The sequence below is a fragment of the Marinomonas sp. AWM4_232 genome (genome assembly GCF_056158325.1).
In genome coordinates this window covers 3,114,881-3,136,213 of record NZ_JBSWTA010000001.1, presented here as the reverse complement: position 1 = coordinate 3,136,213, position 21,333 = coordinate 3,114,881, and the positions used below count along the sequence as shown (strand labels likewise).

At 43.4% G+C, this 21,333-nt stretch carries 23 protein-coding genes; 6 read left to right on the top strand and 17 right to left on the bottom strand.

Annotated features, from left to right (window positions below):
* Positions 1-6: 6 nt before the first annotated feature.
* The gene (locus ACXAC1_RS14795; RefSeq protein ID WP_475062438.1) at positions 7-783 is read left to right on the top strand and encodes a DUF3108 domain-containing protein; all 777 of its coding nucleotides are present in this window, start codon (positions 7-9) and stop codon (positions 781-783) included.
* Here the strand turns inward: ACXAC1_RS14795 and ACXAC1_RS14790 are convergent.
* The 5 genes from ACXAC1_RS14790 to ACXAC1_RS14770 form a co-directional block, all read right to left on the bottom strand.
* Entirely contained in the window at positions 755-1,339 is a 585-nt protein-coding gene (locus tag ACXAC1_RS14790) for a molybdenum cofactor guanylyltransferase (RefSeq protein ID WP_475062436.1), read from the bottom strand. The two genes, ACXAC1_RS14795 and ACXAC1_RS14790, sit on opposite strands and share 29 nt — an antisense overlap.
* Before the next feature lie 346 nt (positions 1,340-1,685).
* Positions 1,686-1,898: a helix-turn-helix domain-containing protein gene (locus ACXAC1_RS14785; RefSeq protein ID WP_475063840.1), complete on the bottom strand. Its 213-nt coding sequence runs from the start codon at positions 1,896-1,898 to the stop codon at positions 1,686-1,688.
* Positions 1,823-2,353 carry a hypothetical protein gene (locus ACXAC1_RS14780; RefSeq protein WP_475062435.1) on the bottom strand — a complete coding sequence of 177 codons (531 nt, stop codon included), beginning with the start codon at positions 2,351-2,353 and terminating at the stop codon, positions 1,823-1,825. The genes ACXAC1_RS14785 and ACXAC1_RS14780 overlap by 76 nt, the downstream gene beginning before the upstream one ends.
* A 100-nt stretch (positions 2,354-2,453) precedes the next feature.
* Positions 2,454-3,794 (bottom strand): HlyD family type I secretion periplasmic adaptor subunit, encoded by a 1,341-nt coding sequence (locus ACXAC1_RS14775; protein WP_475062433.1) that lies wholly within the window; start codon positions 3,792-3,794, stop codon positions 2,454-2,456.
* 2 nt (positions 3,795-3,796) lie between these two features.
* The gene (locus ACXAC1_RS14770) at positions 3,797-7,435 is read right to left on the bottom strand and encodes a type I secretion system permease/ATPase (protein WP_475062431.1); all 3,639 of its coding nucleotides are present in this window, start codon (positions 7,433-7,435) and stop codon (positions 3,797-3,799) included.
* 118 nt (positions 7,436-7,553) lie between these two features.
* Between ACXAC1_RS14770 and ACXAC1_RS14765 the strand changes: the two genes are divergently transcribed.
* Positions 7,554-7,904: a hypothetical protein gene (locus tag ACXAC1_RS14765; protein WP_475062429.1), complete on the top strand. Its 351-nt coding sequence runs from the start codon at positions 7,554-7,556 to the stop codon at positions 7,902-7,904.
* Here the strand turns inward: ACXAC1_RS14765 and ACXAC1_RS14760 are convergent.
* Genes ACXAC1_RS14760 through ACXAC1_RS14740 form a run of 5 tightly spaced genes read right to left on the bottom strand, consistent with a single transcriptional unit; the run spans position 7,901 to position 12,230 of the window.
* Positions 7,901-9,856, bottom strand: a complete 1,956-nt coding sequence (locus tag ACXAC1_RS14760) for a bifunctional diguanylate cyclase/phosphodiesterase (protein WP_475062427.1) — start codon at positions 9,854-9,856, stop codon at positions 7,901-7,903. The two genes, ACXAC1_RS14765 and ACXAC1_RS14760, sit on opposite strands and share 4 nt — an antisense overlap.
* A 10-nt stretch (positions 9,857-9,866) precedes the next feature.
* Positions 9,867-10,559, bottom strand: coding sequence for a transglutaminase-like cysteine peptidase (locus ACXAC1_RS14755; RefSeq protein WP_475062425.1), 693 nt, complete (start codon positions 10,557-10,559; stop codon positions 9,867-9,869).
* A 6-nt stretch (positions 10,560-10,565) separates the two neighbouring features.
* Entirely contained in the window at positions 10,566-10,862 is a 297-nt protein-coding gene (locus tag ACXAC1_RS14750) for a DUF1244 domain-containing protein (RefSeq protein ID WP_475062423.1), read from the bottom strand.
* Positions 10,855-11,505 (bottom strand): tRNA-uridine aminocarboxypropyltransferase, encoded by a 651-nt coding sequence (locus ACXAC1_RS14745; RefSeq protein WP_475062421.1) that lies wholly within the window; start codon positions 11,503-11,505, stop codon positions 10,855-10,857. The genes ACXAC1_RS14750 and ACXAC1_RS14745 overlap by 8 nt, the downstream gene beginning before the upstream one ends.
* Positions 11,505-12,230, bottom strand: a complete 726-nt coding sequence (locus tag ACXAC1_RS14740; RefSeq protein ID WP_475062420.1) for a pyridoxine 5'-phosphate synthase — start codon at positions 12,228-12,230, stop codon at positions 11,505-11,507. The genes ACXAC1_RS14745 and ACXAC1_RS14740 overlap by 1 nt, the downstream gene beginning before the upstream one ends.
* A 134-nt stretch (positions 12,231-12,364) precedes the next feature.
* Here ACXAC1_RS14740 and ACXAC1_RS14735 point away from each other — a divergent pair, with 134 nt between their 5' ends.
* The 3 genes from ACXAC1_RS14735 (at position 12,365) to ACXAC1_RS14725 (ending at position 14,039) form a co-directional block, all read left to right on the top strand.
* The gene (locus ACXAC1_RS14735) at positions 12,365-13,042 is read left to right on the top strand and encodes a DNA-3-methyladenine glycosylase I (RefSeq protein WP_475062418.1); all 678 of its coding nucleotides are present in this window, start codon (positions 12,365-12,367) and stop codon (positions 13,040-13,042) included.
* Between the two features lie 10 nt (positions 13,043-13,052).
* Complete coding sequence (locus tag ACXAC1_RS14730; protein ID WP_475062416.1) at positions 13,053-13,697, top strand: DsbA family oxidoreductase; 645 nt, start codon at positions 13,053-13,055, stop codon at positions 13,695-13,697.
* 144 nt (positions 13,698-13,841) lie between these two features.
* Positions 13,842-14,039 carry a (2Fe-2S)-binding protein gene (locus ACXAC1_RS14725; RefSeq protein WP_475062414.1) on the top strand — a complete coding sequence of 66 codons (198 nt, stop codon included), beginning with the start codon at positions 13,842-13,844 and terminating at the stop codon, positions 14,037-14,039.
* Positions 14,040-14,052: 13 nt separating this feature from the next.
* Here the strand turns inward: ACXAC1_RS14725 and bfr (ACXAC1_RS14720) are convergent, their stop codons facing one another.
* From bfr (ACXAC1_RS14720) to parC, 3 genes are all read right to left on the bottom strand, one after another.
* Positions 14,053-14,535: a bacterioferritin gene (gene bfr, locus ACXAC1_RS14720; protein ID WP_475062413.1), complete on the bottom strand. Its 483-nt coding sequence runs from the start codon at positions 14,533-14,535 to the stop codon at positions 14,053-14,055.
* Positions 14,536-14,546: 11 nt separating this feature from the next.
* Positions 14,547-15,014, bottom strand: a complete 468-nt coding sequence (gene bfr / locus ACXAC1_RS14715) for a bacterioferritin (RefSeq protein WP_133564154.1) — start codon at positions 15,012-15,014, stop codon at positions 14,547-14,549.
* Positions 15,015-15,092: 78 nt separating this feature from the next.
* Complete coding sequence (gene parC / locus ACXAC1_RS14710) at positions 15,093-17,351, bottom strand: DNA topoisomerase IV subunit A (RefSeq protein ID WP_475063839.1); 2,259 nt, start codon at positions 17,349-17,351, stop codon at positions 15,093-15,095.
* A gap of 189 nt (positions 17,352-17,540) precedes the next feature.
* Here parC and ACXAC1_RS14705 point away from each other — a divergent pair, with 189 nt between their 5' ends.
* Positions 17,541-18,224 carry a hypothetical protein gene (locus ACXAC1_RS14705; protein WP_475062411.1) on the top strand — a complete coding sequence of 228 codons (684 nt, stop codon included), beginning with the start codon at positions 17,541-17,543 and terminating at the stop codon, positions 18,222-18,224.
* A gap of 1 nt (position 18,225) precedes the next feature.
* Here ACXAC1_RS14705 and ACXAC1_RS14700 read toward each other — a convergent pair whose 3' ends face one another.
* The 4 genes from ACXAC1_RS14700 to ACXAC1_RS14685 form a co-directional block, all read right to left on the bottom strand.
* Positions 18,226-19,104 carry a GNAT family N-acetyltransferase gene (locus ACXAC1_RS14700; protein ID WP_475062409.1) on the bottom strand — a complete coding sequence of 293 codons (879 nt, stop codon included), beginning with the start codon at positions 19,102-19,104 and terminating at the stop codon, positions 18,226-18,228.
* A gap of 302 nt (positions 19,105-19,406) precedes the next feature.
* A complete protein-coding gene (gene lipA, locus ACXAC1_RS14695; RefSeq protein ID WP_475062407.1) occupies positions 19,407-20,366 on the bottom strand; it encodes a lipoyl synthase in 960 nt (319 codons plus the stop codon).
* Between the two features lie 8 nt (positions 20,367-20,374).
* A complete protein-coding gene (lipB, locus tag ACXAC1_RS14690) occupies positions 20,375-21,013 on the bottom strand; it encodes a lipoyl(octanoyl) transferase LipB (protein ID WP_475062406.1) in 639 nt (212 codons plus the stop codon).
* Positions 21,014-21,016: 3 nt separating this feature from the next.
* Complete coding sequence (locus ACXAC1_RS14685) at positions 21,017-21,322, bottom strand: HP0495 family protein (protein ID WP_475062404.1); 306 nt, start codon at positions 21,320-21,322, stop codon at positions 21,017-21,019.
* Positions 21,323-21,333: the final 11 nt, after the last annotated feature.

The following is a 21,333-nucleotide window of genomic DNA, read 5'->3' as shown; positions in this document are numbered from 1 at the left end:
ACCAAGATGGGTATTATCAAAACGCTGTTTATCGCAACCTGTTTGCTCTTGATAGTACCCTCTTACGCCGAAGACATTTCACAGAATTCGGGAATCCCAACTCTAACATCAGAGCATGAATTCTTTGCACCCTATCAAGTCACCTACAGCACACTGTACAAAAAAGGCATTACCCTTAAAGTCGAAGGCACTCAAACTCTGACCAAGCAAGCGCCTGACCTTTGGCAATTCAACTTTCATGTCGACACACTGCTAGCCTCTTTAAAAGAAACGAGCCAGTTCAGCCTCCAATCAGGAAGCTTACGTCCAACTGAGTATCACTACAGCTCAAGAATCCTAGGCAAACGTAAAAATGTCAAAGTAGCGTTTGATTGGGATGAAATGGTAGCGTCGAATACGGCAAAAGATAACACTTGGCAAATGCCTATTGACGATATTTCACTAGATCGTCTAACACTTCAGCTACAACTGCGATATGACCTGTTAAGCGGGAGAGAACAGCTTACTTACAATATTGCTGATGGTGGCAAGCTCAAGCAATACACATTCGAAATTAAAGCTAAAGAGTTAGTGCAGACAAAATTAGGCGAGCTTGAAACAATCAAAGTCATTCGTACTGACAACCTCTCTGACAAACGCCATCAGTACTTTTGGTTCGCTCCAAAACTCGACTATTTACTTGTTAAGATGGAGCACTTTGAAAAGGGAGAGTCGTATACTCTCAATGTGGATAAAGTAGAACTATCCAATACAACTAAAGATCCAGCTCCTCAATACGATTAATATTGAGCAATTCGTCCTGTCGATCCCAAAAAACGGCCTCACATCCAAGAAGTTTGTAAAAGCCCATTACCCCGAAGTGCTCTGCTCTATCCAAATAGTCTGATAAACATTGCTTTAAACTGGAGGCAGGTATAACTGCATGCAGAGGCTGCCACCCATTATCCGTTTTCAGACAATGAACCTTACTCGGCGCTTCTTTCGAGGCAGCCAACAAACTTTCTAACGCAAGCGTTGAAATTCGAGGCGTATCACAAGGCAAAATCAGAATAGACTGCTGATTCTCTAAACTCGGTAACATGGCAAACAAGCCGCCCAATGGACCGATAGTTTGCCAAGGAGGTTGATCAACAATGACGTCATCAGCCAATGTTTTATAGTACTCAATATTCTGGTTGGCGCTTATTACAATACGATTGGTATAGGGCTGTGCCGCACTTATGACATGCTCAATCAGAGGAGCACCATGGTAAAGCTGGCGCCCCTTGTCGACGCCTCCCATACGCAGAGCCTGCCCACCCGCCAAAATCAAAACTGAAACATCGTCCCTTGAGACCATATACCTATACTACTTGATTGTATTGCAAATACTCACGATGCCTTGACTACTGCCAGAGTAAAGCCGCCAACTCTAAACAGTGGGCCTGATCCGGCTCATTATGGATTAATCCCAGTACGCCCGCCATAGTTTGCAAAACCTTTTGTTTTCAATGTAATTGCCTACGTCATTGTAGGGACAAACTATTATAAGCATGCATTGAGCAGGTAGAGTTCGTGTCAAAAATAAAGCCCTTATAACTCAGAGAGTTAAAACAATTCAAGTGAAATAAATGTTATAAAGGACTTTTTTACGCATACTCTTAGCACATCAAAATATAAGATTGACCTTATTTAATACACCTTATTTAATTATTGGAGGCAATGTAATCATCTTGAGGTTGCCGTCCTTTCTTAACTAATAGCGCTAATGAAAGACGATCTTTTATATGAAGCTTCTTATAAATCGAAGTGAGGTGAGCCTTTATGGTTCTTTCTGTCACATTTAGGGATAATGCGATATCCTTGTTTGAAAGGCCCTCAGCAACGCGTAAAGCGACAGATAATTCTCGCTCAGACAGTAGCTCCCCCCCTCAAATGATGTCAAATCACCTGATAGCTCAGCAGTTGCATCTGATTGCTTAATAAGTTGCTCAATAAACTCTTTACCACCCCAAATCTCTCCCGAATTGATGACAGACAACACCAAACCTAACTGTTCTTTAGCAATAAACGGGGAGCACTGCCCTTTGACGCCAGCAGAGAGCATACGTATCGCTGCCGTCTGGCTTCTCATGTAAGGAAATGCGACAAAATCAATCTCAGTAAATCGGGTGCAAAGCATAACAACTTGCTCTACTTTTTCGGAAAACTCTGTCTTATCAAGATAAATAAAACAATAATCGAATGACTCTCTCTCGAGAAGGTTAACGGTATTTTCTAGACTTTGACTAATTACCAAATCTGACTCATCAGAGCATACTTTTCTCCAATGCTCACGAACAGACTCATTAGTATTCCAGCAAAGTACTCTCAAAATCTGCCCCTTAAATCAAAGCTCTTTTCCAGATTCGATTTTATAAATGATTTTGCAACCTATATGTTAACTTTTGTAAAAAAAACGGAAAATATTGTAACTATCGTTCACGTAACGCGTTCTGCTGCGCTTTAAATATAGGCTTCAAAAGATAGTCTAGCACTGTTTTTTTGCCAGTAATGATATCTACAGTGGACTGCATACCTGGAATGATATTAAGTGGCGATTCAGCTGTGCCCAAATAATTCTTGGTGGTTCGCACACGCACGACATAAAAGCTGTTGCCCTCTTCGTCTAAAATAGTATCTGCAGATATGTTCTCTACTTCTGCTTCCAAACCACCATAGATCGAAAAGTCGTAAGCAGAAAGTTTTACGACAGCCTTTAAGTTAGGCTTAATAAAACCGACATCTTCAGGACGAACTTTTGCCTCGATTAGCAAGGAGTCATCTACTGGAACGATCTCCATTAAACTCATCCCAGGCTTAATAACACCACCAACCGTGTTGATTTGAACTTGCTTTACCACCCCTTTAACAGGAGAACGCACCAATGTACGATCAACTTTATCTTCTAGGGAAACACTAGACTCTCTCAACTGGTCAAGCTGCGCTTGCACATCGGTTAATTGTTCTTGGGCTTCAGCTCTGAATTTTGCAATACTTTCAGCCAGCTTGGTTCGAGCTTCTTGTAGTGCAGAACGAGCACGAGGGATCGCCAATTTAGTGGCTTCAAGGTCCCCTTGAAGTTGATTCACTTGTCGCTCTAATTGCAACAACTCTACTCTCGAAACAGCCCCTTGTTCGAAGGCAGGCCTCGTCAACCTTAACTCTTCACTCGCCAGCTGAAAACTGTCCTCTAAATTACCAAGCTTGGCATTTTGCTCAATAACTTCCTGTTGTTTCTGCACAACCTGTTGCTCGAAAATAGCCTGGTTAGCAGAAAGGGAAGTTTGCCGATTTCGATATAAGTCCATTTCACGATTTATAAGATCTGGGAACTGCTCTTGCATCTCAGAAGTGAACTTTGGGTTTTCTCCTGTCGCTTCCGCAGTCAAACGAACAGCACGAACCATCAGATTCATTCTTTCCACTTGACGTTCTCTTAATGAAGAAACGGCTTCAGTATTCTCAATGGTCATTAAAAGCTCTCCTTGAGCAACTGGCTGACCAACTCTAACATTGACCTCTTTTAAAATCCCACCTTCAAGGTTCTGAATAATTTGTACTTGACTAGAAGGGATCACTTTTCCCTGAGCAACAGTGACTTCATCCAATTGTGTATAGTTAGCCCATACCAATGCGCAAATCAAAAACACGAAAACACACCAAAGAAGTAAACGCCCTCCTTTAGGAGTTTTTAACATCATCGCCGCATTGCGATCACTGAGGAACTCCAAATCGGACTGATCAACGAGATGCTTTTTACTTCGCTTAAACATAACTAACTCACTTTTAACTTGCCTTGGCGCAACGCTTCGAATACGTGAGCCTTAGGTCCATCTGCTAGAATACGACCATTATCCATGACAATTAACCGATCAACTAAATCCAACATAGACGACTTGTGAGTGATCAGAATAAAGGTTTTATCGTCAATAATTTTAGCCAATCTACGCCGCATACGAGTCTCAGTAGTATTATCCATGGAAGCGGTAGGCTCGTCTAAGATCAAAATGTTCGGATCAAACAGTAACGATCGAGCAATAGCGACACTTTGCCTTTGCCCACCAGAAAGGCGATAACCTCTTTCACCGACGATACTGTCCAACCCGGTCGCCTTTTTATTTGCAAACTCAGAAACACCAGATAAATTTGCAGCTCTTATAATGGCCTCATCTTCTATGTAAGGTACTCCAAAACAAATGTTTTCTTTAATTGTTCCGTAAAATAAAGACACATCTTGAGAAACTGCTCCGATGTTACGGCGTAAATCAACGGGGTTTACTTGTCTCAAATCAACACCGTCAACACGAACCGCTCCTTCCTTCGGCTCGTACAACCCCATCATTAATTTGCCTAGTGTAGATTTTCCGGAACCAATTCGCCCAATGATGCCAACCTTTTCTCCTTGGCGAATAGTAAGATTTATATCAGAAATAGCATTTTGCTCTTGTTCAGGATATTCAAATGAGACGCTATCGAACTCGAATGCACCTTCAAATTTTGGACGGTGAACAAATTTAACATCATCCGGTTGCTCAACAGGCGACTCCATAATGCTTTTTAAACCAGAAAAGGCCGATTTTGCATGATTGTATCGCGCAGCCAAGGCAGCAAATTGTGCCATTGGAGCAAGTGCTCGACCGGTTAACATCACGCAAGCAACTAAAGCTCCCATTGACATTTCACGCTCAGAGATCATATACACGCCCAAAATAACCATCGCAACAGTAGTCATTTGCTGAGCGACCATCGCAAAAGAAGAACAGGATTGAGCCAGCTGGCGTGTTTTTAAGCCCCAATCTGCAATATTACCGACAGCTTGCTCCCACTGTTGCTGAAGCGTTCCTTGTGCATTATTTAATTTAACAATCTCCGCATTAGATAAGCTTTCAATTAGCACAGCATTTTTTTGAGTAGCCGTTTTCTGACTCTCTTCAATAGAGCGCTTCAGTGGTTTTTGAATAGCTAAAGAGTACAGCAAGACTAATACTATTGTAACGACAGGAATTAACGCTAAAGGACCGCCAACAAAATAGATGACCGCCACAATCAAAAACATAAATGGAATATCTACAAGAGTCGTTACCGATGCAGAGGTAATAAAGTCACGTATACTATCGAAGTCCTGAAGGTTCTTAGCAAACCCTCCAATAGAGTTTGGTCGAGAAGCCATTGTGATATTATTCACTTTTGCAAATATATTAGCAGATATCAGAATATCCGACTTTTTCCCTGCAACATCGATGAAGTAAGCACGTAAAGAGCGAAGTATAAAATCAAATATGTAAACAACAGAAACGCCTGCGGCCAGCACCCACAATGTATCAAAAGCGTTATTTGGCACAACTCTGTCATATACGTTCATAACAAAAAGAGGACTAACCAAAGCAAACACATTAATTAACAAAGAGGCAATGAATACATCGCGATAAATGCGCCAAGAACTGGCTAATGTTCCCCAGAACCAGTGCGAACGGCCTGTATTATTGGTTTCTACACCAGAACGTTTGTCAAAACGAAACTGAGGTCTAACAAAAAAACAATAGCCTGAGTACAACGCCTTCAGGTCAGATAAAGACATATTGACTTCACCATCACCAGATTCAGGCAACATAACGACCGCTGAGTCATTTTCAGAATCAATACTCAATACAACGCACGCCTTACGCTCTTTAAGTAAAAGAACGACCGGCATTAGGGCATCTGAAATTTGATCGATTGGACGCTTAACAAAGCGAGAAATAAAGCCAATTTTCTTTGACGCCCGCATGAATAACTCAGGCGTCATCCCCTCATCTGAAACAGGCATCCCCGCTTTCACCCCATCAGCTGTATAGGGATTATCAAAATATCTCGATATGAGCACCAAGCAATCTAGAAGTGGGTCCACACTGTCTAGTTTCTCTAAGTCACCAGCCCATGATTGATCAACTTTTGCCTGTTCTTGTGTTTTAGGTTCAGGTTTAAAAAATTCTTCATTAGCTTGGGGATTAACACCTTCAAACTGTTGGTGTGAGTCTGAAACATTGGCATTTTCGCTTGCCGGAACCCTGCTTTCACTAACCTGAGGTTTTTTTTGTTGAGAGTCGTCCTTCCAAACATGTGTCTCAGACTTACGTTGGAATAAATTAAAAAACGTAGAGCGTTTTTTAATTGGCTCTGGCTCTGGCTCTGGCTCTGGCTCTGGCTCTGGCTCTGGCTCTGGCTCTGGCTCTGGCTCTGGCTCTGGCTCTGGCTCTGGCTCTGGCTCTGGCTCTGGCTCTGGCTCTGGCTCTGGCTCTGGCTCTGGCTCTGGCTCTGGCTCTGGCTCTGGCTCTGGCTCTGGCTCTGGCTCTGGCTCTGGCTCTGGCTCTGGCTCTGGCTCTGGCTCTGGCTCTGGCTCTGGCTCTGGCTCTGGCTCTGGCTCTGGCTCTGGCTCTGGCTCTGGCTCTGGCTCTGGCTCTGGCTCTGGCTCTGGCTCTGGCTCTGGCTCATAGGGTGGACGTTGTTCAACGTCAGTCAATAGCACCTTAGAAAAAAGTTTTGTTTCTTCAGAAAGCCCTTTTTGAGCTTCATTATCGTTATCTAGCTGTTCAGTTAGGTTCTCTGTACGAAATAAATTTGCTTCAGTCTTTTCAATTGGCTCATCTTCATCAGCGCTCGCCGCAAAAGATTTTGAGAACAAACTTGATGAAGAAAGCTCCGTTTCTCTTGTTTTAGATTCTTGCGCTGCAGAGCTTTGCTCTTTAAGTAAATTTGGAAAGGCTTGTTCCTGCGTTAGCTCTGCACTTTTATCAGAATCACTCGGAGCAGTGCTTTCACCTGCCATTTGTTCAGATAACAGCTGCTCTATGCTTTGCACTACCTGTGTATTATCAGAGTTAATTTCACTGGCCTTGTCGTTCTCAATTTGCTTAAAAGCAGACAAGCCCGACCACTCATTATTTTTCGGTTCTGACAACGTATCATTATTATCGTTTTCAGTATCATCATTAATTGCCTGATGAGAGCCCTCAAACTCTTTTTCAACCTGCGCTAATTCTACTGCTGGAACGGTCGCCGATAAGCTATCGTCGGTCGATGTCGGCACATTAGTTTTACTGGAAGATCCCTGAACTAATGACTCAAGGTGGGTAAGTGTTTTCCCTAATGAATTGTCGTTAGAATCCTGTTGTGCTTCCTTTTCTTCTTGTGGAGTTGTGTTTTCCCTTGGCATGGACAGAGGCTCTGTCGCTTTGATGTCATCTGATTTAGCTGCATCAACATTATTGTTTCTTGAAACAGAAACAGGGTTTTCGCTTTTCTCCGTTGATAGCTCTATATCATGCTGCACTTCTTCACGAGCCAGCCAAGCATGCGCATTTTCCTTAACTCGATCATCTTGTGACAATCCTTGGTTACTTTCCTTAGTAAGTTTCTTTTTCCAGAATAATGCCATATAAATTAGCTCTGAGTTTTTCTTAGTTCACTCTAAATATCGGAACTAGGTTCTAAAAACAAAAAATAATACTATTATCTTTACTTAATGACCGCTTAACTATTCGAGGGTAAATCGCATGCTTTACGCAAAGTTCGATGAACAAGGAAAAATCATCGATGTCGCACCATATCAGGATGATGAGTTTACCCAGCTCGTTGCTCCAAACGATCCTCATGTTGCAAATATTCTTGCTGCAAAACTTGATCAATCGTCTTCACAAGAATTACTCACCTCCTCCGACCAAGACATGATGCGGATACTAGAAGACCTGATAGATCTTCTAACAGAAAAGCGCCTTATCCAGTTTACTGAGTTACCGATGGCAGCTCAGAAAAAACTTCTCAGTCGCAAGTTCGTCCGAGGCATACACTCAGGCAACAACGACAGCTTAATTGGCGAAATTCGTGATGATGATGCTTTAATCTAAGCATCATCGAGCCCTACAGGTCGACCCACACCGTAACCTTGCACGCCACTGATATCAAATTTTTTCAGCAATTCAACTTGTTTGTCAGTTTCCACTCCTGTTGCAATCACATCAATATTCAAGCTGTTAAACATTTTACACAAGGTATGCATAAAGAAAGACTCAGACTCTTTGCCAACGGCCAACTTGGTATAAGACGGGTCTACTTTCACATAGTCGGGCATCAAATCCTGTAAATATTGAAAAGCCGAAAACTGCTTACCTACATTATCAATACCAAACTTAATTTCATGACTTTTAAGGGTTTTCGCCAGCAGAAAGGCATGATCCTCTGTACCTAAAACACTTTGCTCAGAAACTTCAAAAGCTAATTTTTGCTTAATAGTAGGAGCCAAAGTACTGAGTGTTTTATCAAGCCAGCTAACAAAAGACATTTTCGCGTAGGCTGACGCTGACAAGTTAATCACGAAAGGGCCTTCAATCGTGGTCATTTGAATAGCTTTGATCACACGCAGAATGATCACTTGGTCAACCTGATCGCCTAAATCGAATTGCTCCGCTAAACCTATAAAGTATCCTGCATGATACTGCTTACCGTCGAATTCTAAACTTGCATACAATTCCTGTTGTAACAATTTGTTAAGATCATGAGAAGAAGCGACCACTTGTCGTCGTAGGACAAAGCTTTGATGGGCAATCGCTTGCTCAAGCATCTCTTTCCAAGCTATCCGACCTATTGCCATTTGCTGACCCGTTTCGGAGTCGAATACATTGAATTTGTTTGGACCCGCCTGCTTTGCAGAACGCAGAGCAGCATCGACCTGAGCCATGGCGCTAGAGCGGTCCACATCAGCGCTAATAACTACCGCACCAATGTTAGCCACTTTCTCTGAGTAACTTACACGCGCCCCCACCAGCTCGTGCAGATCGGACATAATCGACTCAACTAAAACCTTAAGACTCTCGGTTTCAATATTTGGCACAAGCGCAATAAAGTCAGCGCCATTTAAGCGCGCCAAGGTTACATTCTGAAAAGTACTAATATGCCTCTCAAGAATATCAGCTGAGCGTTTTATAAAACTATCAGCTGCCTCGTAGCCAAACTCATTATTGATTTTTGCTAGATCAAGCAAACTGATTAAAATTAGCCCATCAAAAGCCCTTTCGGAATCTGCAAAATGCGCTGAAGCTTGGCTTTCAAAAAAATTACGGTTGCCCAAGCCACTGACTGGATCCTTAAAAGCTTTCGCTTGCAGCCATTGCGCGGTCTGAGCCTCGGCAGCAAATTCACGCTCTAATTTGGCAGCCATGCGGTTCATTGACTCGACCACCGACTTCAACTCTCGCGTTTTTGGCAAGGTTTCCATTTGTATAAAGCGACGCTGCTGAATCGCCTCAGCCTGCCTTTCGACTTGCACTAATGGCTTAAACAGCCAACGAAGTAATAAGCCCCCCATTAGGACCGATATCGTACCTATCACCAAGAATGATAGAAACAAATCGCGCGTCGCAGTCCATAACTGATAATAACCATAACCAGCGCTACCCGTCACATAAACTTGCCCTAACTCATTCCAACCATTGGATATCACCGCACTCGCTGTTGGTACTTCAAAATCAATCAAATCAACAAAGCCATGGGGGACACCAGAAATAATGGTCTTATTACTTCGGATAATATCTTCATCTTTAGCGTAAGCGTGTACACGAACTTGAGAAAAGTACCCACTGTCAAATACAGCATTTACAGCTGTTTCCACGGACGTGTAATCTTCCATCGCCATAAAATCGGAGATCTGCATACTCAGCGTCGTCGCAGTATCTTGTGTGGTCGAACGTAACTGCTCGATCAAATAATCCTTGGTTGTTTGAAAGTTGATGGCCATTACAACCATTAACATCAGTGATAATAGCAACACGATTGTCAGTAATAACTGTCTAAAGAGCGTCATGTATGACCTCCTACCCCTCTAAATCTGTTAACCGGTTATTTAAATCTGTCCACAAGCTTAATCGAGATGATCCTCCCACTAATTGACCTCGGCCTTTCTCTTTCGCTAGCCAAAGATTCTCAGCATTAAATGAGTAAATCGGCAACAAATCATTTCGCTGAACAGCAGGTTTAATGGTTTTATCTAAATTATCTAGAATCACTGGTACAGAAGTGGGTGTGTGATAATACGCCAAAACCATATGATGCTGGTTTAACCGAAGAGCTTTGACATAAACGAGCCTAAGCTTTTCATCTGGCACCCCCAATTCTCGAAGAGCAAAATATTTCGCAATGGTAAAATCTTCACAATCACCACCACCTGTCGCTAAAAACTCAATTGGTGTCGCCCAGTAGTCTTTTTTACCCCAATGAGGCAAGTCATCGACGAACTGCAACATATTAAAGAAGTTATTAATAGATTGCAGTTGTTGGCCAACACTCAGTCCGCGGGATTCATCGACGGCTCGACGCCATGCCATAATGCGCAATTCAGCTCGATGGCCATACTGGGCACCTATTCGCTTTGCCAGATTAATGTATTTTTGTGACACATCAGCGATCAAGTAAGATGCAGATCCCCAAACCATTAACGAGCATACAATTATCAGAAATGGCATACGTCGGGCAAACGGTAAAAAGAAGCGACCTAGGTGCGGAGTCATAAAGCACTACTCGCCTTGCTGGCTCGCTTTAAAGGCGGCAAGTTGCTCAGGGGTGGCCTCTTTCTGGTATTTCTCTTTCCAGGAGGAGTACGGCTCTTTGTATATGACTTCCCTCGCTTCTTCATACGTAACAGGTATACCTCGCTCTTCAGCAGCTGACGCATACCATTTACTTAAGCAATTGCGGCAAAATCCAGCCAGGTTCATTAAATCAATGTTTTGCACATCTTTTCGCTCATCTAAATGCTCTAAAAGGCGACGAAAGGCAGCTGCTTGTACTTCAAGTTCAGTTTGTTTATCCACTTTTAATCTCTTTACTTGTTCGGTGCTTATGAGAATCTGGCTGTAATTGCCATTGTAGTTCGATTACCTCACTAAAAAAGTTACGAACCTTATACATTTGTAAACTTCCTAGCGTTTCCAAACAGTACGCCGCAGCCTCTAAGGTAGACAATGCTTTAGCGTTAGGTGATTTACGTATTTCATAATGAGACACTGGCGGCGTCGCAAAATTCACTGTCGCGAATTTTTTCAATCGACTATCTGTTAAGAACATTTTCTTTGCTTTAGGCCACGTACCATCTAACAAAATAACGTGCTTAATTTGCTTTGCTTTGTCTTCATCTAGGGCTTCAATTGCAATCGCGGTATCACTTGGGTAGAGCAGAACCGCAGCATCCACATCAACTTGTTCATAAAAGCATTGCATGGCTGACGAATCAGAAAAAGCAATAACATTCGTATTAGCGTAGCAGAGCTTAAACAGTCTAGTACTGTTCTTAGCATGGTTTGCTTCCAATTTATCTTGAATAATCCATACGGTCTTATCGCCACTGATGGACACAACCAAATGACAAATGCATTGCCTTTCAGGATAGTGGCAGCGCTGGCATACAACTCTCTTTTTAGAGGTAGAGGTAGCGACACCGTGACGACCACTATTCATTAACCTAATTGTTCCAAATAGCGTTTAACCACATCATCCCAACCGTAATCTAGTGCTTCAATTGTCAGCGCATGACCAATAGAGACTTCAGTAATGCGTTGTTCGGAGCAAAGTAGACCAACATTCTCTAGATCTAAATCATGGCCAGCATTAACGCCAAGCCCTGCGTCCATTGCTGCTTGCGCGGCTTCTTGGTATTGCTGATTAACGGCTTCTTTTCTCTCGGTTTGGTATGCTTGCGCATAAGATTCAGTGTAAAGCTCTACTCGATCGACACCAACCATTTTAGCCATCGCCATATTCTCTGGCTCAGGATCCATAAACAGCACAACTCGGATACCTTTTTCCTTAAGTTTGGCTATTACAGGGCGCAGGGCATCTTGGTCTCTCGCAACATTCCAACCATGATCTGAGGTCAATTGATTCGGGTCGTCAGGTACCAGTGTGCACTGATCAGGCATAACCTCTAATACAACTTCAAGGAATTTAGCATCAGGAAAACCCTCAATATTCAGCTCTCGACCTGGATATTGCTTCAGCAATTCTTTTAATTCGTACGCATCACGGTAAGTCGCATGTCGTTGGTCTGGGCGTGGGTGAATAGTAATACCAAACGCGCCAAGCTCTAACGTACGTTGGGCCATCGTTAACATATTGGGGTAATCACGGCCGCGTGAGTTTCGCAGTAGGCCAATTTTATTTAGGTTTACACTTAGATGAGTCATGGTCTTTCCTATCATTTCACGTCATACCAAGTATACGCGATAGCCGTGCCGAACTTTAAGAAATAAATGCGGCGGATCAACGTCATAGTTACGTTTATGCTACAATCACCATCACTTTTGCGAAGGAGTTCACATTGTCTTCATACGAACCTTTTTCAGACATTTACAGCAGGGCTGTCTCACGTTTTGGTAGTGAGACAACATTGAGGAATCAGCTCATTAGCCCCAAGTCAGGGCAGCAGCTTTTAAACATATCAGATGATCGTTGGCTATCTGCCTTCACTCAAAAGATTTTTCAATCAGGTATGAACTGGCAAGTAGTCCGTAATAAGTGGCCTAATTTTGAAAACGCATTCTTCCATTTTGATGTGGAAAAAATGCTGCTAATCCACGATGAAATGTGGGAAGAAAAAGCCAAAGACCCAAGTATTATCCGGCACTTTGGTAAAGTCATGACGATTCGTGAGAACGCAATCATGATGTCTGAAGTTCAGGCTAAACATGATAGCTTTGCACAGTTTGTAGCAACATACCCTAGCAATAATATTGTTGAGTTGTGGCAATACCTTAAAAAGCATGGCGCTCGCCTCGGAGGCAACACTGGTGCTTACACCCTAAGAATCATGGGTAAAGATACTTTTTTACTAACAAAAGACGTTGAAGGTTACTTGCGTAATCAACAGATACTGACAACAGGGCGCGATACTCAGGCTGCACTAAAAGCGGCGCAATCCGCATTTAATCATTGGCACAAGGAATCCAACTTACCCTATTGTCAAATCAGTCAGTGCATTGCTTACAGCGTCAACTAACGGAGAAGAAATGGCCGACTTAACTATTGATATTGTAGCCGACCCAGTTTGTCCATGGTGTTACCTTGGTTACACTCGCTTAAAAGCTGCAATGGAGCATCTAGGTGACGACTTCCGGTTTGATATCCATTGGCTTCCTTTTGAGCTACACCCAGACATAGCCAAACTAGGAGAACCTAGAGCTCAGTTCCTAGGGAAAAAGTTTGGTAGCCAAGAAAAGTTAAATGAAGTCTCTCATGCCTTACAAAACGTGGGCTATGAAGCTGGTTTAGAGTTTAACTTTTCAGAAAAAGACGTCATCCCAAATACAAAACTAGCCCATCAATTTATTGCCCAGGCCAGTCGAATCAACTTAGCCACACCTATGATGGTTGCTCTCTTTTATGCCTACTTTACCAAAGGGGAGAATATAGGCGATCAAAGTATTCTAGAACGTATTGCAAAAGAAGTAGGCTTCCAACCTGAAGACATAGAAGATGCGTTGTCGAGAGAGGCAGAATACTTAGTGGATGAGAAAATGGAAAAGTTAGTAAAACTGAACATCCAATCTGTCCCCACCTACATCATCAATGAGCAGTTCTTAGTGCAAGGGGCTCACCCGCCCGAGACTTTTGCTGAAATCTTAACTGACATTACAAAAGAGAAGGACGCATAAGCGTCCTTCTCTTTATGTACATTGCACTTCCCTTGTACAGAAAATCTATCAGACCTCAAGTTTAAATAAATTTATTTTTATTGATAACTATTATCACTACACATAAAATCGAAAACAAATCGAACTGAGAGTGATTTTCATTTTATGTACGTTTGTCTTTGCAACGCTGTTTCTGATAAAGCAATCAAAAAGTCTATTGCCGAAGGCGCTACGACCATGCGCGAGCTTTATGCTGAGCATAGTGTAGGCAACCAATGTGGAAAGTGCTGTAAGGACGTAAAAGGAATCCTTAACGAGGAGCTCTTGAAACTGGCAGACGAACTCCTCGTCAAAGTTGCTTAAGAAAAAGCAAGACTTAATCTGAAGAAGATTCACCCATCTGAGACTGCAAGTAATTCTCTAGCCCTGCGGTCTTGATCAAATGCTGCTGAGTCTCCAGCCAATCAATCTGCTCTTCCTGCTCATCTTGGATGTGCTCAAGCACTTCACGACTGATGAAATCTTTCTTCTCTTCACAAAGTTTTACACCCTCCTGAAGATCAGGCAATGTAGCCAATTCGAAAGACAAATTAGAGGCAATCATTTCCTCGCTATCTTCACCAATGCGAAGTCTTCCTAGATCTTGCAAATTAGGCAGCCCTTCCAAAAACAAAATACGCTCAATCAAGCGATCTGCATTTTTCATTTTTTGGATTGACGTTTTGTAATCTGCTTTGTCTAACAGCTCAAAGCCTTGATCTTTAAACATGCGCGCGTGCAAAAAATACTGGTTAATTCCCACAAGCTCGTTGGCTAACACCTTATTTAAGCTGGCAATGACTTGCTTATCACCTTTCATAGGAACTCCTATTACATTTGCGACTGGATGTAATTTTGCTCACCGATGGTATCCATCAAGCGCAACTGCTTTTCTAGCCAGTAAACATGGTCTTCTTCGGTATCAAATAGTAATTTCTCAAGCATCTCACGAGTCTGGTAATCACCTTCTTGCTCACAAATGGCGATTACATCACGCACCGCTGCAACAACCTCTAACTCAAGCGTAAGGTCATTTTGCATGATGGAGCGAACATCACTACCAACAAGTAAGTCACGGCGCTTAGTCAAACAAGGAGTACCTTCTAGGAACAAAATACGCTTAATTAGCCAATCACAATGATCTTTTTCTTCATCCATTTCATGGTTTAAACGCTCGTAAAGCTTGCTTAATCCCCAGTCATCATACATACGTGAGTGGATGAAGTACTGATCGATCGCTGCCAGTTCATTTTCTAATAGCGCATTCATGCTATCGATAACTTTTTGACTGCCTTTCATGTGGATATACCCCTTAATTCTTAGTGGCTATTTAAAAATAGCATCAATTTGTTTCAATATTAACTTTAACTAAGAAACCTAATTAGAAGGCTTCCCTTCCCCTGCCTTTACTTCTAGCTGATCGATACGCTGGAAACCTCGTGGCAGTTTTAAACCACGGCGCCCACGCTCACCAACGTAATCCAACAATTCTTTCTCAGCAAACGTCATGAAGCGCTTGCCACTGTGTGCACACAGCAAATCTTCAGGCAACAAGGTTGCTAGAGAGCAGACCCACTCTTCTCGATCCTTAGCTCGTGCTGATGAAATGCTGATCAGCTTATTCCCTTTTCCTTTCGCCATTTGCGGCAATGATGCGACATTGAATGCCAGCATACGCCCTTCATTTGATACCACTACCACTCGAGAACGCTCAGGATCCGCTACTTTTACAGGTGCCATCACTTTAGCATTGACCGGCAATGTTAAGGTTGCTTTACCCGCTTTGTTTTTCGCATGCAAATCACCAAGCTTGGCTACGAAACCATATCCCGCATCTGAAGCAACAAGGTAATAAGACTCGTCCGTATCCAATACAGCGGCTACGATATGCGTGTCTTTATCTAAACTGATGCGCCCAGTAATGGGTTCTCCTTGCCCCCTTGCTGAAGGAAGCGTATGCGCCTTTATGGAATAGGTGCGGCCATTTGAAGCTAGCAAGACCAATGTCTGATTTGAGCGCCCTTTGGTTGACAACAGGAACTCATCACCAGATTTATAGCTAAGTCCGCGCTCATCTATCTCATGACCTTTAGCTGCTCGAATCCAACCCTGCTTCGATAACACTACCGTGATAGGGTCATTTGACAGCAAGTCTTCTTCACTGAAAGCTTGCGCTTCTTTACGCTCAACAATTGGAGTACGACGCTCATCACCGAAGTCATTAATTGCCTCTTCGATCTCCTTGATGATTAGCTTTTTAAGCTTCGCATCAGACGCAAGATAACCCTCTAAAAGCTGACGCTCTTTTTCCAGCTCGTCTTGCTCTCCTCGAATACGCATCTCTTCAAGCTTTGCTAAGTGGCGCAACTTCAGCTCTAAAATGGCTTCCGCTTGAGTGTCCGTCAAATCAAAACGAGCCATTAGAACCGGCTTAGGCTTGTCTTCATTTCGAATAATCTCGATGACTTCATCGATGTTTAGGAAGGCAACGAGCAAACCTTCTAAAATGTGCAGCCTTTTTAAAACCTTATCGAGGCGGAATTCTAAGCGTTTACGAACCACACCGATTCGAAATCTGAGCCATTCACTAATAAATACCGGCAGGCTTTTCACTTGAGGCAGGCCGTCAAGGCCAATCACATTCATGTTTACACGATAAGATTTCTCTAAATCTGTGGTCGCGAACAGATGTGTCATTACCCCTTCAATATCCACTCGATTGGACTTCGGCACAATCACCAAGCGAGTCGGGTTCTCATGGTCAGATTCATCGCGAAGATCCACCACCATCGGAAGCTTCTTAGCCTGCATTTGCGCTGCTACTTGCTCTAGGATCTTGCTACCAGAAACTTGATGGGGCAATTCGTAAACAACGATTTCGCCCTCTTCGACATTGTAACGAGCACGAGCCTTAACCTGCCCTTTACCTGTCTCGTACAACTTACGCAGATCTTCTCGCGGAGTGATAATTTCACCGCCAGTCGGAAAATCTGGTCCCTGCACATATTCTAAAAGTTCATCCAAGTCCGCTTTTGGATGCTTAAGCATATGGATACAAGCTCCCCCCACTTCACGCAAGTTATGTGGAGGAATATCTGTCGCCATACCGACAGCAATACCGGTCGTGCCGTTTAGCAAAAGGTTAGGCAATCGAGCTGGAAGAACAGCGGGCTCATCCAACGTACCATCAAAGTTTGGCACCCAATCTACGGTACCTTGATTCACTTCTTTTAATAGCACATCGGCATACTTGGACAAGCGTGACTCTGTGTAACGCATCGCAGCAAAGGACTTAGGATCGTCTGGTGCGCCCCAGTTACCTTGACCGTCAACTAATGGGTAGCGATATGAAAACGGCTGCGCCATCAGTACCATTGCTTCATAACAAGCACTGTCACCGTGAGGGTGGAATTTACCTAACACATCACCCACGGTCCTTGCTGACTTTTTGTATTTAGCCGTGGCTTTCAGCCCCAATTCACTCATTGCATACACAATACGTCGCTGAACAGGCTTAAGCCCATCACCAATGTGCGGCAAAGCTCGATCCAAAATGACGTACATTGAATAATTCAGATAAGCCTTTTCGGTGTAGTCTTTTAATGAAAGCGTTTCATTGGCTTCGAAGGTAGTCATTTCACTCAAAAGCAGGATCCTTACAATATGAGAATACTTAGTAAAAAGCCTAAGCATTTCTATAACTTAAATATTGCCACCTACTATAATCAGGCACCATTTGAGCTGCAACCGAAACCCTATACTAATTCTACATTAGTCGTTTCTTTCAGGACGTTGTAAACTCAAAAGCGTCATTTAGGAAGAGACATGAATATGAAAGCAACACTTGGGCAGGATAGCTGGCAACAGATCGCTCACCATTCCGGATCCCTACGAGTGTACGAATTACAACTCTCGATGAACTCGCACGCGAACCATAACCTAATTTTTCCATACGACAGCTTAATCACTGTCACAAATGGTCAAATATTCATCGAATCAGAGGGTGAAGAAACCTCTCTAAAAGCCAACCAAGCGGCGTGGTTGAGCCATGAACAAGCTTTAAAGTGTGTTGCCGTTTCAGATTTAGCAAGGCTGTTTGTGGTTGTCTTTGTCGGACAAAGCAAACGAGAACATAAAAAATGCGAGCGTTTTGCCAGTGGTACTGAACATAAACAGCAATCAAGTAATGGTGTCACACGCTGGACCGTTGAGAATAAAGAACTTGGCAAGGTCGAATGGGTCATGCTACCGGCCGGATACAAAGAGCCTGACCATTATCTTAAGCAATGCGAGCAATTTATCCTACCGCTCAACTATGATGGCACACTAAGCATTACCTTCGATCAAAAAACTGCCCAAGCCGTTTCTCAAAAGGGTACTGTTGTGCCTAAACAATGCCCAAGAAGCCTACTCAACCATTCCTCAAAACCAATCACCTTCCTTAGCATTACTACGCCTTATCCTCATAAAGATCGAGTTATCAAAGCCCACTCTCACAACAAGGCGTGATCTAACGAAGTGTTAATGCCGTCATTAAGTGATCTTCCCATTGCCCATTTATCTTTAAATAATTGCGAGCAATACCTTCTTTCTCGAAATTCAAGCGCGCTAGCACGGCAGCACTCTTGTGATTTCTAGGCATATAACATGCTTGAATTCGATCGATATTTAACTCTTTTGAAATGTATTCGATACCAGCCGATAAACATTCATGCATATAACCTTGACCCTGAAGATCTGCCGCCAAACTGTAGCCCAGAAAACAGGATTGAGAAATGCCTCTAACGAATTGTGAATAGTTACTGTACGCCAACATGCGGTCCCGCTCAGGGTTCAACAAACATAAGACACAACCTTTATCCTCAATGAAATCGCGGCGCATCTCTTTTACACGAAGGAAGCATGTCTCATCACTGTAGTAATCTTCTCCTCGAAGCGGCTCCCAATGCGCGAGGTGCTCCCGCTGCTCATTGACGTAAGTTTTTAAAAGTGGCGCTTCTTCTAAGCTCAATAGTTTTAGCACACCTCTTGGTGTTTTAATCACAGGAAATCTGGCATTGTCTTGCCAACTTGTATGATTCTTCACCACTTTCTCTTTATGTACCTCTAACAGTTTCAAGCTATATCGATCAAACCAAAACTGACTGCCTATCGATAAGATACGAGTCATCATAGAGTGATCCATCCACTTCTCAGCTTGCTCCTTTTTACGCCAATAGAAAACAAGCTTTGCCGATTCATCCACCACCCAATCAGCGTACAAATACCCAGCCTGCTCGGCAGCCAAATCCATGACCTTCTCAGTCATTACCCGGTACATAACATCATCACGCAACTCCGATGTTTCAATACTGACAGCAAAATACGGCGTTGCGTAGTCACCTTCCATAAACAATACTCATAAAAATATTCACAATATTGGAACCAAGCCCCAAGCAATTTGTCTATAATATAACCAGTTGAGATTAAGGACAGTGAGCTAGATCTTGACTAGGGCAATGCAGCGTACACCTTTGCACAATGCCCACGTAGACATTAGTTCCAACATACATATGGCGCTTACCCCTTGGCGTCTGATACGGACAGCTTAGCCCGCCCATTTTGGCGGGCTTTTTTTATAAAAAAACGAGAAGCACAAAAAGCACTTCTCGTTTCTTCATAATCAAACTACTACCTGTATAGCTTTGCTTGTTACGAAACGCGCTCACCGTGGGCTTGTTTGTCGGCATGGTACGAAGAGCGTACCAATGGGCCACAGGCTGCGTGTTTAAAGCCAAGCTCTTTCGCCACTTGTTCGTAGCGTTCAAACTCTTCTGGATGCACAAAACGATCCATTGGGAAGTGATGCTTAGATGGTTGCAAGTACTGACCAATCGTTAGCATGTCAACGTTGTGAGCACGCAGGTCTTTCATCACTTCGACGATCTCTTCAAAAGACTCACCCATGCCAACCATCAAACCAGATTTCGTTGGTACGTCTGGGCAACGATCTTTGAATTTCTTCAGCAGATCAAGAGACCATTGGTAGTCAGAGCCAGGGCGAACTTGACGGTATAAACGCGGGATCGACTCTAGGTTATGGTTAAACACATCTGGCGGAGCAATTTCAAGAATGTCTAACGCAGCGTCCATACGACCACGGAAATCCGGTACTAGGGTTTCAATCTCGATATTTGGACTTTGCGCTCGGGTCTCACGGATACAGTCAACAAAGTGTTGCGCACCACCATCACGAAGATCATCGCGATCAACTGAGGTGATGACCACGTATTTCAAACGCATATCACGGATCACTGTCGCCAGTTCTTTTGGCTCATCTGGACTCAGAGCATTGGGACGACCGTGTGCCACATCACAGAACGGACAACGACGAGTACAAATATCACCCATGATCATAAAGGTCGCGGTACCGTTAGAGAAACATTCGCCAAGGTTTGGACAGTTTGCCTCTTCACAAACGGACGCCAGTTTATGTTCACGCAGAGTACTCTTAATACGAGCAATCTCTGGCGATGCTGGCATACGTACTCGAAGCCAATCAGGCTTACGAGGAATCTCTTCTGTTGGGATAACTTTTACAGGGATACGGGCCATTTTGTCGGCACCGCGCAGTTTTTCACCCTGCACAACTCGCTTTTGCTGAGTAGTCATTCTTATATTCACCCTTGTTGGATAATCGGATGAGGATATCCGAGACGTTCGGCCAGTATGTTGGCTAGCTGAACTTTAACTTGCGCCATGCTGGTCTGTGGCTGCAAGCGCTTCATATCTATCATTTGAAGTCCCTGATAACCACAGGGATTAATTCGCAGAAATGGATTTAAATCCATGTCTACGTTCAACGCAACGCCGTGAAAAGAACATCCTCTACGGACTCTTAAGCCCAGTGAGGATATTTTCATTCCATTCACATAAACACCCGGCGCATCCGGCTTGGGGTAAGACTCAATGCCGTGCTGCTTACAGACATCGACAATTGAGTTTTCAATAAGCGTCACCAGATCACGCACACCGATTCCTAAGCGTTTAAGGTCAATCATGATGTATGCGATTAACTGGCCTGGCCCATGATACGTGACCTGCCCGCCACGATCCGCTTGAATGACAGGAATATCCCCTGCATCTAACAGGTGCTCTTCCTTGCCTGCTTGCCCTTGCGTAAAAATTGATGGGTGCTCTAGGAGCCAAATCTGATCTTGGTCTTGTTTAGTACGAGTCTGGGTAAACTGCTTCATTTCTTCCCATGTAGACTCATACGGAACAACCCCAAGATCACGACATAGAATTGCGTTCGGCATGAATTACATAACCATTTTGATGGATTCGACCGCCATAAGATCTTCATGTAAACGAGCCAATTGTGTCTCACTTTGAGCACGAATACGCAAACTGAAGCTTACAAAACGTCCTTTCGAAGAGACATTCTTCTTAATCGAAGACTCATCAAACTCAGGCGCATGAGTACGGACACGTGCAATCACGGTTGCTTGAATATCCGCCTCATCCATCGCGACAACTTTAATCACGTAATTGTCACAGGGAAACTCGATTTTCGGGGCATCTGGCGCATCCGCTGCTACAACACCTTGCTTATTAATTAAAGCCATTATTTGCTATA